Source organism: Streptomyces sp. NBC_01003 (assembly GCF_045162695.1).
Taxonomy (GTDB): domain Bacteria; phylum Actinomycetota; class Actinomycetes; order Streptomycetales; family Streptomycetaceae; genus Streptomyces.
The window spans coordinates 4,534,581-4,548,777 of sequence record NZ_CP108707.1 but is presented as its reverse complement, the minus strand read 5'-3'; the positions used below and the strand labels follow the sequence as shown (position 1 = coordinate 4,548,777).

At 70.9% G+C, this 14,197-nt stretch carries 10 protein-coding genes; 7 read left to right on the top strand and 3 right to left on the bottom strand.

Annotation, left to right across the window (positions count from 1 at the left end):
* Positions 1-16 precede the first annotated feature (16 nt).
* The 5 genes from OG698_RS20660 to OG698_RS20640 all read left to right on the top strand — a co-directional run bounded on the left by OG698_RS20660 (position 17) and on the right by OG698_RS20640 (position 8,669).
* Positions 17-1,591, top strand: coding sequence for a serine/threonine-protein kinase (locus OG698_RS20660; protein ID WP_406111188.1), 1,575 nt, complete (start codon positions 17-19; stop codon positions 1,589-1,591).
* 101 nt (positions 1,592-1,692) lie between these two features.
* Positions 1,693-3,285, top strand: coding sequence for a protein kinase domain-containing protein (locus OG698_RS20655; RefSeq protein ID WP_406104606.1), 1,593 nt, complete (start codon positions 1,693-1,695; stop codon positions 3,283-3,285).
* A gap of 70 nt (positions 3,286-3,355) precedes the next feature.
* Positions 3,356-5,047 carry a serine/threonine-protein kinase gene (locus OG698_RS20650; protein ID WP_406104604.1) on the top strand — a complete coding sequence of 564 codons (1,692 nt, stop codon included), beginning with the start codon at positions 3,356-3,358 and terminating at the stop codon, positions 5,045-5,047.
* Positions 5,048-5,174: 127 nt separating this feature from the next.
* A complete protein-coding gene (locus tag OG698_RS20645) occupies positions 5,175-6,803 on the top strand; it encodes a succinic semialdehyde dehydrogenase (RefSeq protein ID WP_406104602.1) in 1,629 nt (542 codons plus the stop codon).
* A 30-nt stretch (positions 6,804-6,833) separates the two neighbouring features.
* Positions 6,834-8,669 (top strand): GMC oxidoreductase, encoded by a 1,836-nt coding sequence (locus OG698_RS20640; protein WP_406104600.1) that lies wholly within the window; start codon positions 6,834-6,836, stop codon positions 8,667-8,669.
* 89 nt (positions 8,670-8,758) lie between these two features.
* Here OG698_RS20640 and OG698_RS20635 read toward each other — a convergent pair whose 3' ends face one another.
* Positions 8,759-9,766, bottom strand: coding sequence for an LAETG motif-containing sortase-dependent surface protein (locus OG698_RS20635; protein ID WP_406104598.1), 1,008 nt, complete (start codon positions 9,764-9,766; stop codon positions 8,759-8,761).
* 300 nt (positions 9,767-10,066) lie between these two features.
* Here OG698_RS20635 and OG698_RS20630 point away from each other — a divergent pair, with 300 nt between their 5' ends.
* On the top strand, positions 10,067-10,804 hold the full coding sequence (locus tag OG698_RS20630; RefSeq protein WP_406104597.1) for a hypothetical protein: 738 nt from the start codon (positions 10,067-10,069) through the stop codon (positions 10,802-10,804).
* A 618-nt stretch (positions 10,805-11,422) separates the two neighbouring features.
* Here OG698_RS20630 and OG698_RS20625 read toward each other — a convergent pair.
* Positions 11,423-11,716, bottom strand: coding sequence for a chorismate mutase (locus OG698_RS20625; RefSeq protein ID WP_406104596.1), 294 nt, complete (start codon positions 11,714-11,716; stop codon positions 11,423-11,425).
* Positions 11,717-12,037: 321 nt separating this feature from the next.
* On the opposite strand from OG698_RS20625, the gene guaA reads away from it, so the two are divergent.
* A complete protein-coding gene (gene guaA / locus OG698_RS20620) occupies positions 12,038-13,624 on the top strand; it encodes a glutamine-hydrolyzing GMP synthase (protein ID WP_399971250.1) in 1,587 nt (528 codons plus the stop codon).
* Between the two features lie 78 nt (positions 13,625-13,702).
* Here the strand turns inward: guaA and OG698_RS20615 are convergent, their stop codons facing one another.
* On the bottom strand, positions 13,703-14,185 hold the full coding sequence (locus tag OG698_RS20615) for a pyridoxamine 5'-phosphate oxidase family protein (protein ID WP_406104594.1): 483 nt from the start codon (positions 14,183-14,185) through the stop codon (positions 13,703-13,705).
* Positions 14,186-14,197 lie beyond the last annotated feature (12 nt).

Below are 14,197 nucleotides of genomic sequence, written 5' to 3'. Positions count from 1 at the left end.
GGGGAACGTGAATCAGATGCAAGGCCTGCTCCTCGCGGGCCGCTATCGACTCGGTGACTCGATCGGGCGAGGCGGCATGGGCCGGGTGTGGCGGGCGCACGACGAGGTGCTGCACCGGGCCGTGGCCGTCAAGGAACTGACGGCGGCCCAGTACGTGCAGGAGGCCGACCGCGCCGTGCTGCTCGCGCGGACGCAGACGGAGGCGCGGGCCGCCGCGCGCATCAACCACCCGGCGGTCGTCACCGTCCATGACGTGCTGGAGCACGACGACCGGCCGTGGATCGTGATGGAGCTCGTCGAGGGCCCCTCGCTCGCGGACGCCGTGAAGGAGGCGGGCCGCATCCAGCCGCGCGAGGCCGCCCGCATCGGCCTGTGGACACTGCGGGCGCTGCGCGCCGCGCACGCGGCCGGGGTGCTGCACCGCGACGTCAAGCCGGGCAACGTCCTGCTCGCCCGCGACGGACGGGTACTGCTCACGGACTTCGGGATCGCGCAGGTCGAGGGCGATTCGACGATCACGCGGACCGGCGAGATCGTCGGCTCGGTCGACTATCTGGCGCCCGAGCGGGTCAGCGGCTCGGCGCCCGGGCCCGCGTCCGACCTGTGGGCGCTGGGCGCCACGCTGTTCACGGCCGTCGAGGGGAAGTCCCCGTTCCGGCGTACGTCGCCGATCAGCACGATGCAGGCCGTCGTCGAGGACGAGCCGGGCGAACTCACGTACGCGGACGCCCTCGCGCCCGTCATCCAGGCGCTGCTGCGCAAGGATCCGGCCGCGCGCCCGTCCGCCGACGAGGCCGAGACGATGCTCGCCGAGGCCGCCGAGGGACGCCGTTCCAACGCGGCGCAGGCCTACGTACCCACGCAGGTGCACGCCGCGGCGCCGCCGACGCCCACGGACCGGTCGACGGCGATAGGTGTGCACCACCCAGTCATACCGACGGCCCCTACGGCCGGGCGCCGCAAGTGGCCGCGGGTCGTCGCCGTGGCCCTGGCGGCGGCTCTCGTCGGCGGCGGTGGCGTGTTCGCCGCGAACCACTATCTGAACGACCGGACCTCGTCGGACGCGAACTCCGGCAAGGACGGGGCCCCGAGCACATCGGCGGGTTCAGGCAGCGGCAAGCACAAGTCCGGGAGCATTCCGGACGACTGGGTCCGCGTCGACGACGTCGAGGGCTACAGCCTCATGCTGCCGAAGGACTGGAAGCGGCAGGCGGACGGCACCCAGGTCGACTACACACCGGACGGCGGCGCGCACTTCGTACGGATAGCGGTCGACGAGTCCCCCGACTGGCCCGACTCGTACCACCACCAGCTGGACCTGGAGCGGCAGGTCACGAAGCCGCCCGGGCTGCCCGACTACCAGCAGGTCAATCTGCAGCCCAACACCTACCGCGACCGGCCGGGATCCCTGTGGGAGTTCACCTGGACCGCGGGTAACAAGGACACGACGTCGGGCCCGCGGCACGCGATCGAGCAGACGTACGTCGAGAACGACGGCACCGAGTACGCCATCTATCTGTCCGTGCCGGAGGCCGACTGGGACGAGGGGCGGCAGCAGTTCGACGCGATCCTGCGGGGCTGGGAGCCGTAGGCGCCCGTGGCCCGCGGGCGCCGGCCCTGCGGTTTCGTTGATCCCTTGACGGCCCGGAGCACGCCCCTCCGGCGCCCGTTCCGTGCGGCATGATGGAACGCATGGGGACCGAGGGGGAGGACAACGTCCGTGTGATCGCCGGGCGTTACCGGCTGGAGGCGCGCATCGGCCGCGGCGGAATGGGCGTCGTGTGGCGCGCCTCCGACCAGCTGCTCGGGCGGCGCGTCGCAGTCAAGGAACTCGTACTCGACGAGACGCTCTCCGCCGACGAGGCCCGCCGGCAGAAGGACCGCACCCTGCGCGAGGCCCGCGCGGTCGCCCAGCTGAGCCACCCGAACGTCATCGTCGTCCACGACGTCGTGGAACACGGCGAACGCCCGTACATCGTCATGGAGTTGATCGAGGGCGGCTCGCTCGCCGACCGCCTCTCGCGGACCGGGCCCGTCGACGCGCGGGAGGCGGCCCGGATCGGGATCGCGCTCCTCGGCGCGCTGCGGGTCGCGCACGCGGCGGGGGTGCTGCACCGCGATCTGAAGCCGGCGAACGTGCTCGTCGAGGCGGGCAGCGAGCGCGTCGTGCTCACGGACTTCGGGATCGCGCAGGTCAGCGGCGCGACGACGCTGACCGAGACGGGTTCCTTCGTCGGCTCGCCCGAGTACACGGCGCCCGAGCGCATGGCGGGGGAGCGGACCGGTCCCGAGTCGGATTTGTGGTCGCTGGGCGCGATGCTGTGCGCGGCCGTGACGGGCGAGTCGCCGTTCCGGCGCGACTCGCTGGGCGGGATCATGCACGCCGTGGTCGTCGGCGAGATCCACCCGCCCGCCGAGGCCGAGCCGCTGCTGCCCGTCGTACGGGGCCTCCTCGAGCGCGATCCGGAGCGCAGGCTCGGCCTGGACGAGGCCGACCGGCTCCTTCGCGCGTACGTCGCCACGGGTACGACGCCGCGGTCCATGGGCGGCTACACGCCCACCGCCAGGAACAGCCTCACGGCGCCCGCTGCCGCGCCCCCGCAGAAGCGTTCCGCTCGCGTAGTCCTCGCGGCCGCCGCGCTCGTCGCCGCGATGGCCGGGGCGGGCGTCTCCGCGGCCGCGCTGCTCGTGAACGGGGGCGACGGCGGCGGCACCCACCGCCCCACGGCGTCCGCGCCGGGCCCCACGGGCGACACGGCGTCCCCCTCGGACTCGGCGCCGGAGCCCCGTCCGACGGTCACCGTCACGGAGCAGCAGACCGGCACGAGGCCCGCGTCCCCCGCCGGTTACCGCACGGCCGTCGACCCGGAGGGCTTCTCCCTGGCCGTGCCGGACGACTTCAGCAGGAAGCCCGACGGACCCCGGATCTTCTACATGTCGCCGGGCGACACGTTCAGGATCGGCATCAAGGAGGCGGCCCCCGACCCGGGCGGGCCCGGCGCCGTGCAGCGCCGCTCCGACGCGAAGGGGCCCGCCAACAATCCGGGCTACCGCGACGGTTCGGTCACCGACACGACTCACGCCGGCCGGCCCGCCGCGCTCTGGCGGTTCACGTGGAACGGCTTCAGCACGGCGGAGGGCGCGAGGCACACGTACGACCTGTGCTGGGAGCAGGGCGGCCGGATGTACGACGTGTGGGTGTCGGCGCCGGTCGGCCGGATCGCGGAGGCCAAGCGGTACTTCGACACGGCGGTTGCCACCTTCGTGCCCTCCGGGGGCGGCTGAGGCATCGGGGCGGTCACAACTGCGTGACCGGAGTGGATCCGGAGGCGTCCCGCACGGTAGGCATGGGGGCATGAGTAACAACGGGGGACCCGCCTACGGCCCGAACGATCCGACGAGCTTCGGACTCCAGCCGCCGCAGCAGCCGCACACGCCCCAGCAGGGGAACCCGTACGCCCAGCCCCCCACCGCGTATCCGCAGCCGCACCCGCAGCCCCCGCACCAGCCGCCGCCCACGCGGGTCGTGCCGCCGCGGCAGGCCTCGGAGCCCGAGCCGGGTGCCGGGCGTCTGATCGGCGGGCGCTATCGGCTCCTGAGCAAGCTCGGGCACGGCGGCATGGGCACCGTGTGGCGGGCCAAGGACGAGACGGTGGACCGCGAGGTGGCGGTCAAGGAGCCGCGCGTCCCCGACCATCTGCCGGAGCGCGAGCGGACCACCGTCTTCGAGCGGATGCGGCGCGAGGCGCGCGCGGCGGCCCGGCTCGACCACCCGGCCGTGGTCAACGTCCACGATGTCGCCGTCGAGGACGGACAGCCGTGGATCGTCATGGAGTTCGTGCAGGGGCGCACGCTCGGTGACGCGCTCCAGGAGGGCACGCTCAGCGCCCGCGAGGCGGCGCGGATCGGCCTCGAAGTGCTCGGCGCCCTTGAGGCCGCGCACGCCGCGGGCGTCCTGCACCGCGACGTGAAGCCCGACAACGTGATGCTCGGCCGCCACGACCGCGTGGTCCTCACCGACTTCGGCATCGCCCAGATCGAGGGTGAGACCAATCTGACGGACACCGGCGGCTTCGTCGGCTCGCCCGAGTTCATCGCCCCGGAGCGGGTCCTCGGCCAGCGCCCGGGCCCCGCGTCCGACCTGTGGTCCCTCGGCGTCGTCCTGTACGCGGCGACGGAGGGCGTCTCGCCGTTCCGCCGCAGCAACACGCCGGCGACGCTCCAGTCCGTGATCAACGCGACCCCGGCGGCGCCCGCCGCGGCCCAGGGCCCGCTCGCCGAGGCCATCAACGGCCTGCTCGCCAAGGACCCGGCCCGGCGCCCGAACGCGGCGCGCGTGCGTGACCTCCTGGAGCGCGCGGCCAACCCGCCGCATCAGCCTCCCACTCAGGTCGTCCAGCTCGCGGGCCCCGGCGGCAAGGGCGTCAGCCTCAGCCGCAAGACGCTGCTCGGCGTCGGCGCTGCGGTCGTCGCGGCGGCGGTGGTGGCGTACCTGGTGATCGCGAACCCGTTCGCGGGCCCGCTGCCGGAGGGGTGGCAGGACCATCAGGAGAAGACGCTCGCGGCGACGTTCGCGGCGCCGCCGCAGTACGTCCGGTCCCAGGTGGACAACAGCATCCTGAAGACCGATCACTGGGTCTCCTACCGGGATCCGAGTTACGCGGTCTCGATCACCCTCTATCTCAAGAAGAAGTCCGAGGACAGCCTGAACGGGATCGCGAGCTCCGCGTCCGCGCAGGCGTACAAGGACTCCGACGAGATCAACAAGGGCGACAACACGAAGATGGCGGACAAGCCCCTTCCGCACAGCCGGACCGCCAAGACCACGTACAACGACCGTGAGTCCGCCGAGAACACGATCACCTACACGGATGACAGCGATTCCGACGAGCTCAAGCCGCGAGAGGCGAAGGTCTTCTACTACAAGACCAGGTCGGGCGACATGTACCAGCTCTGGATCGACTACCCGGGCAAGGGCGACTTCACCGAGCGCGGGCGTGAGGTGGCGAAGCAGGCGATCGCCAACCTCGACATCGACAAACTCTGACCGAAGGCCCTGACAACGCCCTGATCAGGGGCTTTGTTGCCAGCGATCGCTGGCGGCGTGTGAGTGCTTGGTGAAACCTCGTTACCCGTGGGTACCCAAAACGTTGACGGGCGCTTACGCTCGCGCCATGACGGACTCGCAGGCCATCTCCAAGGACCGTACGGACAAGACCGGCACGAACCCGGTCGCTCCCGCCCCGCAGGGCGCGCGCACCGCGGCCGACGTGGTGACGCCCGAGCTGGTCGCCCAGCTCACCAAGGGTGTGGCCGGCTCGGGCCGCACCGCCAACCACACGCCGTTCACCGGCGAGAAGCTGGCGGACCTGCCCGAGTCCACGCCCGAGGACGTCACGGAGGCCTTCGAGCGGGCCCGTGCCGCGCAGGCCGTCTGGGCGAAGGTGCCCGCGCGGCAGCGCGCCGCCGTGCTGCTGCGCTTCCACGACCTGGTGCTCGCCCGCCAGGCCGAGGTCCTCGACCTGATCCAGCTGGAGACCGGCAAGGCGCGCCTGCACGCGCACGAAGAGGTCCAGGCCGTGGCCGTCGCGGCCCGCCACTACGGCCGCAAAGCCCCCGCCTACCTGAAGCCGAAGCGCCACACGGGCGCCGTCCCGACCCTCACCAAGGTCACCGAGCTGCGCCAGCCGCGCGGCGTCGTGGGCCAGATCGCCCCCTGGAACTACCCGTTCGAGCTGTCCGTCGGTGACGCGCTCCCGGCGTTCGTGTCCGGCAACGCGGTCGTCATGAAGCCCGACACGGAGACCTGCCTGACGGCGCTGTGGGCGCGCGACCTGCTCATCGAGGCGGGGCTGCCCGCCGAGGTCTTCCAGGTCGTCATCGGCGAAGGCCCGGTCGTGGGGCCCGAGTTGGTCAAGCACGCCGACTACGTCTCGTTCACCGGCTCCACCCGCACGGGCCGCGAGGTCGCCCAGGGCGCCGCCGCGCGCCTCGTCGGCGTCTCGCTCGAACTCGGCGGCAAGAACGCGATGCTGGTCCTGGCGGACGCCGACATCGACAAGGCGGCGGCCGGCGCGGTCCGCGCCTGCTTCTCCTCCGCGGGCCAGCTCTGCATCTCCATCGAGCGGCTCTACGTCCACGAGTCGATCGCCGACGCGTTCGTCGAGCGGTTCGCCACGCGCACCAAGGCGATGCGCCTGGGCAAGTCCCTCGCGTACGGCGCGGACATGGGATCCCTGGTCGGTGAGCGGCAGTTGGAGACGGTGACGCGGCACGTCGACGAGGCCGTGGCCAAGGGGGCGAAGCTCGTGGCCGGTGGCGTCGCGCGCCCCGACATCGGCCCCTACTTCTTCGAGCCGACCATCCTCGACGGCGTCGAGGCCCCGATGGCCGTGTGCAACGAGGAGACCTTCGGCCCGGTCGTCTCCGTCTACCGCTTCACGGACGAGGACGAGGCCATCGCGCTGGCCAACGGGACGCCGTACGGCCTGAATTCCTCGGTCTGGACGAAGGACGCCAGGCGCGGTCACGACGTCGCCTCCCGGCTGCGCACCGGCACCGTCAACATCAACGAGGGCTACGCGCCCGCGTACGGCAGTGTCCAGTCGCCGATGGGCGGCATGAAGGACTCGGGCCTCGGCCGCCGCCACGGCTCCGAGGGCATCCTCAAGTACACCGAGGCGCAGACCGTCGCGCACCAGCGGATCATGCCGATGGCGCCGTCGTTCGGGATGACCGACGAGAAGTACGCGGCGTTCATGAGCCGCAGCCTGAAGGCGATGAAGACCTTCCGTCTTCGTTAGAGCACCACCCGTTCTCAACGAGGAGAGCCAGTGTCACAGGAGAACTCTGTCCGGAGTGAAGCCGGGAGCGCCGACGACGCCGCGTACGACTACGACGTCCTCGTCGTGGGCTCAGGCTTCGGCGGCTCCGTGTCCGCCCTGCGCCTGACCGAGAAGGGCTATCGCGTCGGCGTGCTCGAAGCGGGCCGCCGCTTCGAGCCCGGCACGCTGCCCAAGAACTCCTGGGACCTCAAGAACTACCTGTGGGCGCCCAAGTTCGGCATGTACGGCATCCAGCGCATCCACCTCCTCGGCAATGTGATGGTCCTCGCCGGGGCGGGCGTCGGCGGCGGCTCGCTGAACTACGCCAACACGCTCTACGTGCCGCCGAAGCCGTTCTTCGAGGACCCGCAGTGGAAGGACATCACCGACTGGCAGGCGGAGCTGAGCCCGTACTACGACCAGGCGCAGCGCATGCTGGGCGTGCGGCTCAACCCGACCATGACGCCGGCCGACGTCCACCTGAAGGCGGCGGCCCAGGACATGGGCATCGGCGACACGTTCCACATGGCGCCGGTGGGTGTCTTCTTCGGTGACGGCAAGGACGCCTGCGGCGAGGACGGGGCCGGTTCGGTGAAGGCCGCGCCCGGCACGCAGGTCGACGACCCGTACTTCGGGGGCGCGGGCCCGGCCCGCAAGGCGTGCACCGAGTGCGGCGAGTGCATGACGGGCTGCCGCCACGGCGCGAAGAACACCCTCAACGAGAACTACCTGTACCTCGCCGAGAAGGCGGGCGCGGTCGTGCACCCGATGACGACGGTCGTCTCCGTCACCGACGACTCGCAGGGCGGCTACGCGGTCCAGACGCTCCCGACGGACGACAGGAAGAAGGGCGCGGGCCGTACGTTCAAGGCCCGGCGCGTCATCGTCGCGGCCGGCACGTACGGCACGCAGACCCTGCTGCACCGCATGAAGGCGGGCGGTCAACTCCCGTATCTGTCCGCCAGGTTGGGTGAGCTGACGCGGACGAACTCCGAGGCGCTCGTCGGCGCCCAGACCAACAACCGCCGCTACAAGAAGCGTCACGGCAAGCCCAAGGTCGACTTCACGCAGGGCGTCGCGATCACGTCCTCGATCCACCCGGACGAGAACACGCACATCGAGCCGGTCCGCTACGGCAAGGGCTCGAACGCGATGGGCGGCATGACGATCCTCCAGGTCCCGTACGCGCAGGGCTCGTCCCGCGTGGCCGGGTGGCTCGCCAACGTGGCCAAGCACCCGACCCTGCTGGCGCGTTCGCTCTCCAACCACCGCTGGTCCGAGCGGACCATCATCGGCCTGGTCATGCAGTCGCTCGACAACTCGCTGACGACCTATCTGAAGCCGGACGGCGTCGGCAAGGGCCTGCTCACGGCCGAGCAGGGCCATGGCGCGCCCAACCCCAAGCAGATCAAGGCCGCCGTGGACGCCGCGTCGACGATCGCCGCGGAGATCAACGGCTTCGCCGGCTCGAACGTGGGTGAGTTGATGGGCACCCCGCTGACCGCGCACTTCCTGGGCGGCTGCCCGATCGGCGACTCCCCGCAGACGGGCGTCATCGACCCGTACCACCGCCTCTACGGGCACCCGGGCATCTCGGTCGTCGACGGCGCCGCGGTCACGGCGAACCTGGGCGTGAACCCGTCACTGACCATCACGGCCCAGGCCGAGCGCGCGATGTCGTACTGGCCCAACAAGGGCGAGGAGGACCCGCGTCCGGCGCAGGGCGTGGCGTACGCGCGGCTGTCGGCGGTGGCGCCGAAGAACCCGGCGGTCCCACAGGACGCGTTCGGCGCGCTGAAGCTGCCGTTCCTGGGGATGCCGGCGGTCCCGCCCAAGAAGAAGTAGCCCGTTCCCGAAAGGAACGGACACACGGGAAGGACCTGCGCCCCCCTCCGAGCGCAGGTCCTTCCCGTGTGCGCAGCCCCTAAGGGGTGTTACGCGGTGGCGCCGGCCTTGCGGCGGCGCACGGTGAACACGGCGCCGGCACCGGCGACGACGGCGATACCGCCGATGAGGCCGATGGTCGGGACCATGGAGGAGGAACCGGTCTCAGCGAGGCTGCCGGTCACCTCCTGGGTGTTGTTGTCGTTCGGCTTCTCGGTCGGCATCGGAACCTTGCCGCCTTCCTGCGGCTTGGTCCCGTCGGTGTCCGTGCCGGGCTTCACGATCTGGATGATGTAGCTGGCGGAGGTGTCGCTGAGGCAGTCCAGCTCGTCGTCGTTGTAGAAGCCGCCGCCGATGGTCAGACCCTCACCGATGGGGGCGCCGGCCTTCACGTTCAGGCGGAGCTGGTAGTTGACGGACTTGCCGGCCTTGATGCCCGACAGGTCGAGGAAGCCGAACGAGTAGCCGTCGCCGTCGTCGATGTCGACCCAGGAGCCGTCGACCTTCGCCTGGAGTCGGACCTGGCTCGCCTTGTACGCGTTCTCGGCGTTCTCGTCGTTCGGGCCGACACCCGCGTAGAAGATGGCCTCGTCGAGGTCGCTCTTCGTCGGGTTCTTCACGTTGAGGGTGAAGCCGTGCCAGCCGCTGCCGGCCGCGATCTTGCCGGGCAGGCCGCTGAAGGAGACGGACAGCTTGGACTGGTAGCCCTCGTTGTCCTCCTCGCAGATGCCGGTCGGGAGGGTCGGCTCCTCGGTCGGCGTCGCGGACGGCGACGGCGACGTGGAGTCGGACGGCGTGCCCGACGGGGTGGAGACGGGGGTCGTCGCGGGCGTGGAGGCCGGCGTCGACGGCGACTCGGGGGTGGACGGAGTGGTTTCGGGCGACGACGGCGTGGCCGGGGTCGACGGAGGCGTTTCGGCCGGCGTCGACGGCGTCTCGGTCGTGACGGTCGTCGTGTCGGGAGTTTCGTCGGCGAACGCGGCCGGCGCCGAAAGGAGCGCGATCGGGGCTATCGCAGCCGTCGCGGCCGCGGCGGCCAGGGCACGGCGAAGCTTCATGAAGACCTCGGAAAGTCCGGCGTACTGCTGCTGCGCAGTACGAGCTGGGAGGCCTCCGCGTTGTGGGGTCGCGGGTGTGGCCGTTGGTTCCGCACAAGTGACCGGCAACCCCGGGAAATGGTTGCCCTCGACCTCACACGATTCTTATGTGAGCTGGGTCACCCGGCGCCCCGTACAACCTTTGCGGCGATCTCCGATCGTTACGCCAAGCGCTGGTAAAAGAGGCTGGCGGCGGGCTTGGATGGCGCCTCGGTACAGGCCTACGGGTGGCCCCGTGCCGCAGAAGACGAAGGTGGGAATGTGAAGTCAGGTGTGAGGCGTGCCGTGGCGGCCGCTGCCGTGGTCGCGGCCCTGGGTGTGACGACGGCGTGCGGGGGGTCCTCCGAGACCACCGACGACGCCAAGAAGCCGGCGAAGTCGGCCGCTTCGGAGAAGACCACGGCGCCCGCGAAGCCCGCCGAGGAGGGCGCGAAGGCGCTCACGGCGGCCGAGCTGGAGAAGGCCGTCGTCGCCACGGGCGACGTCAAGGGCTACAAGGTCGAGAAGGTGGGCAAGGACGACCTGCCGCCGACCGAGAGCGTCGCCGCGAAGCCGGCCTCGTGCCAGCCGCTCGCCGACATGTTCATGTTCTCGACGCGGCCGACGGCGAAGGACCGGGTCGTGCGCACGCTCATGGCGACGGACGAGCTCGACCCCAAGGTGACCTCGCTGGCGCTGCTCGCGCACGACGGTGCCGACGCCGCCAAGGTCATGAAGGACCTGCGCACGGCCTCGAAGAGCTGCACCGCGTACGAGCACGTCGACTACAAGTACAACGGCGTCAAGGAGCGGCCCGCGCCCGACGCGGGTGACGAGGCGGTCTCGTACGACGTGAAGGGTGTCATCGACGGCGACAAGGTCCCGATGACCTTCACCGTGGTGCGCAGCGGCTCGACGGTCGTGGCGTTCTACACCATGAACATGCTGGACTCGAGCAAGACCGACGTGCCGCAGGTGATCGTCGACGCGCAGCTCGCGAAGCTGGAGAAGACCGCCTGACCTCGGCTGTCCGGACCGGGCGAGTTCGGCTTGGCCCGGTGAGCACAGCGAAGGGCCCCGCGGACGAGTCCGCGGGGCCCTTGGCCTTCAGCACCGACGTCAGGGCGGCGTCGGTGCCGGGGGAGCGGCGCCGGGGGGTTGCGCCGCTGGTGCGGGTCTGCCAGGGGTCGCCACCCCGGCGCGCGGTGGCGTGCGGAGGGGGCGGGCCTGCGGCAATTCACTTGTGAAGCCCGGGACTTGGGTCTCTGTGGGATGTGGGGGTTTCTCCGCATCGTGCTCGCGGGTCTGTCGTGCGCGCAACCGTTTCGACCGACCGTTTCGACCACAGGGGCGAAGGGGTTCTGCTGGGAGGCCGACCGGCCCCGGGCGTCCCCGGGACCGGTCGTTCTCTTGGGTGACCGGGCTGCTGTCCCCTGCCGTCCGGTCACAAACGCTGGAGCGAGGTCCCACGACGTACGGCATGGATCCCTACGTCTCATCGCTCCAGCGGAGCCACGCGTGGATTGAGCGGGCCCGCCCCTGGCTGGCACGGACATCGGGACCAACGAAGGGTGCCGCGCACCGGTCACGCGCCGTACGGGTGAGAGCGGATCCGAACGTGGGTGCGTCGAGTAGGCCTCAGACCCGGCCCCGGCACAGCTCCAGGAGCGTCATCGCGAGGCCGGTGCCGGGCTTGCCGAGGGCGTCCCTGTAGTGGCCGAGGACCTCCAGCTCGCGCGCCAGGTTCACGCGGCGCCCGCCGGAGGTGATGCGCGCCTCCTGGATGACGGCCGAGACGGCCATCCGTTCCTGGATCAGGCCGATGATCCGGTCGTCGAGCGAGTCGATGCGCTCGCGGGCGCCGGTGATCACGTCGGTGGCCTCGGAGGTGCGGGCGCCGGTCTTTTCGCTGGGGGTCGCGGTGGTGGTCATCTTGGGGCTCCTCGTCGTATGGGTACGGGTGTCCCGGAGTGGCAAGGACCGGAGATGACAGAGCGCCCCGGGCCTTGTCGGCCCGGGGCGCCCGGTAAGTCGCTTGTCAGGTGATCAAGCAGCTCGACCTTGGCAGCCGGCGGGCCGGTTGCCATAGGTAAAGAGGAAGTCGATGCGGTGCTTGGTCACAGGACCAGTATGCCCCGGCTCGGTGGCCCCGGCCACCGCGTCCGTGGGATGAGACGAAGAGTGTCCGTCCGGGCCCGTTAGAATCGACAAAACAGACCCCTGCTCGTGTTCCACCGCCGGAAGGCCGCCGCCGTGCCATCAGCGTCCCCCGCTGCCGCCCCTGACACCGTTCTGGTCGTCGACTTTGGTGCGCAGTACGCCCAGCTCATCGCCCGCCGCGTCCGCGAGGCCCGCGTCTACAGCGAGATCGTGCCGAGCACCATGCCGGTCGAGGAGATGCTCGCCAAGAACCCGAAGGCGATCATCCTCTCCGGCGGCCCCTCGTCCGTGTACGCGGAGGGCGCCCCGCGCCTGGACCGCGCCATTTTCGAGGCCGGCGTCCCCGTCTTCGGCATGTGCTACGGCTTCCAGCTGATGGCCACGACCCTCGGCGGCACCGTCGACGACAACGGCGCCCGTGAGTACGGCCGCACGCCGCTGACCGTCTCCCGCCCCGGCTCCACCCTCTTCGAGGGCACCCCGACCGAGCAGTCCGTGTGGATGTCGCACGGCGACGCCTGCTCGGCCGCGCCCGAGGGCTTCACCGTCACCGCGTCCACGGACGTCGTGCCGGTCGCGGCCTTCGAGAACGACGCCAAGAAGCTGTACGGCGTGCAGTACCACCCCGAGGTCATGCACTCCACGTACGGCCAGCAGGTCCTCGAGCACTTCCTCTACCGGGGCGCCGGCATCGAGCCGACCTGGACCACGGGCAACGTGATCGACGAGCAGGTCGCCGCGATCCGCGAGCAGGTCGGCACCAAGCGCGCGATCTGCGGCCTGTCCGGCGGCGTCGACTCCGCGGTGGCCGCGGCCCTCGTCCAGAAGGCCATCGGCTCCCAGCTGACCTGCGTGTACGTCGACCACGGCCTGATGCGCAAGGGCGAGACCGAGCAGGTCGAGAAGGAGTTCGTCGCCTCGACCGGCGCGAACCTCAAGGTCGTCGACGCGAGCCAGCGCTTCCTGGACGCGCTGGCCGGGGTCTCCGACCCCGAGGCCAAGCGGAAGATCATCGGCCGCGAGTTCATCCGCGTCTTCGAGCAGGCGCAGGCGGAGATCGTCGCCGAGGGCGCGGCCGACGGCGAGGACGTCGCGTTCCTGGTCCAGGGCACGCTCTACCCGGACGTCGTCGAGTCCGGCGGCGGCACCGGCACGGCGAACATCAAGTCCCACCACAACGTGGGCGGCCTCCCCGAGGACCTGGAGTTCGCGCTCGTCGAGCCGCTGCGCCAGCTCTTCAAGGACGAGGTGCGCATGGTCGGCGCCGAGCTCGGCCTGCCGGACGAGATCGTCCAGCGCCAGCCGTTCCCGGGCCCCGGCCTCGGTATCCGCATCGTCGGCGAGGTCACCAAGGACCGGCTCGACCTGCTGCGCGAGGCCGACGCCATCGCCCGCGAGGAGCTGACGGCGGCCGGTCTCGACCGTGACATCTGGCAGTGCCCGGTCGTCCTGCTCGCGGACGTCCGCAGCGTCGGCGTCCAGGGCGACGGCCGCACCTACGGCCACCCGATCGTCCTGCGCCCCGTCTCCTCCGAGGACGCCATGACGGCGGACTGGACGCGCATGCCGTACGACGTCCTGGCGAAGATCTCGACCCGCATCACGAACGAGGTCGCGGACGTCAACCGCGTCGTGCTCGACGTGACGAGCAAGCCGCCGGGCACCATCGAGTGGGAGTAGTCGCTCCCCGACACCGTGTGTGAAGGCGCCGCCCACTGCCGCATGGAGTGGGCGGCGCCTTCATGTCTGGGGGGCAGCTCAGGTGCGCTTCAGGGTGCGTACTGGCTCGCCGCCCGGCTTCCACACCTGTACGACCAGGTATTTCTCGTCCTCGATGAAGGTGCGGGTGACCTCGGTCAGCTCGGTGCGGAAGAGGTGGAAGTCGTCCGGGTCGGGGACCTGGACCGAGTCCGTGTACGAGGCGATGACCTCGGGGTCCTCGACCAGCAGCGCCCGTCCCGAGATCCGTACGTCCCCGCCGCCCATGCCGGTGCCGTCGCCCGGGTTGGCCTGGACGGCGAAGCGCGGGTCCCGGAGCAGATCGCGCGCCTTGAGCGAGCCCGGCATCATGCCGAGCCAGAACTCCCCGTGCAGGAAACGCACCTCCAGTCCGCTCGTGCGCGGCGAACCGTCCTTGCGGAGGGTCGCCAGGATGTGGTGCTGGAACAGACCGAAGCGCTCCTCGACCGTCTTGGCGAGGTCCGGTTCGGCCGTGGTGAAAGTGGCCCAGTTCGACGTCATACGCCGAGTCTG

Excerpts from the sequence above, each read along its gene's own strand:
- OG698_RS20660 (WP_406111188.1), top strand. The coding sequence starts at position 17 with ATGCAAGGCCTGCTCCTCGCGGGCCGCTATCGACTCGGTGACTCGATC.
- OG698_RS20655 (WP_406104606.1), top strand. The coding sequence starts at position 1,693 with ATGGGGACCGAGGGGGAGGACAACGTCCGTGTGATCGCCGGGCGTTAC.
- OG698_RS20650 (WP_406104604.1), top strand. The coding sequence starts at position 3,356 with ATGAGTAACAACGGGGGACCCGCCTACGGCCCGAACGATCCGACGAGC.
- OG698_RS20645 (WP_406104602.1), top strand. The coding sequence starts at position 5,175 with ATGACGGACTCGCAGGCCATCTCCAAGGACCGTACGGACAAGACCGGC.
- OG698_RS20635 (WP_406104598.1), bottom strand. The coding sequence starts at position 9,766 with ATGAAGCTTCGCCGTGCCCTGGCCGCCGCGGCCGCGACGGCTGCGATA.
- OG698_RS20625 (WP_406104596.1), bottom strand. The coding sequence starts at position 11,716 with ATGACCACCACCGCGACCCCCAGCGAAAAGACCGGCGCCCGCACCTCC.
- OG698_RS20615 (WP_406104594.1), bottom strand. The coding sequence starts at position 14,185 with ATGACGTCGAACTGGGCCACTTTCACCACGGCCGAACCGGACCTCGCC.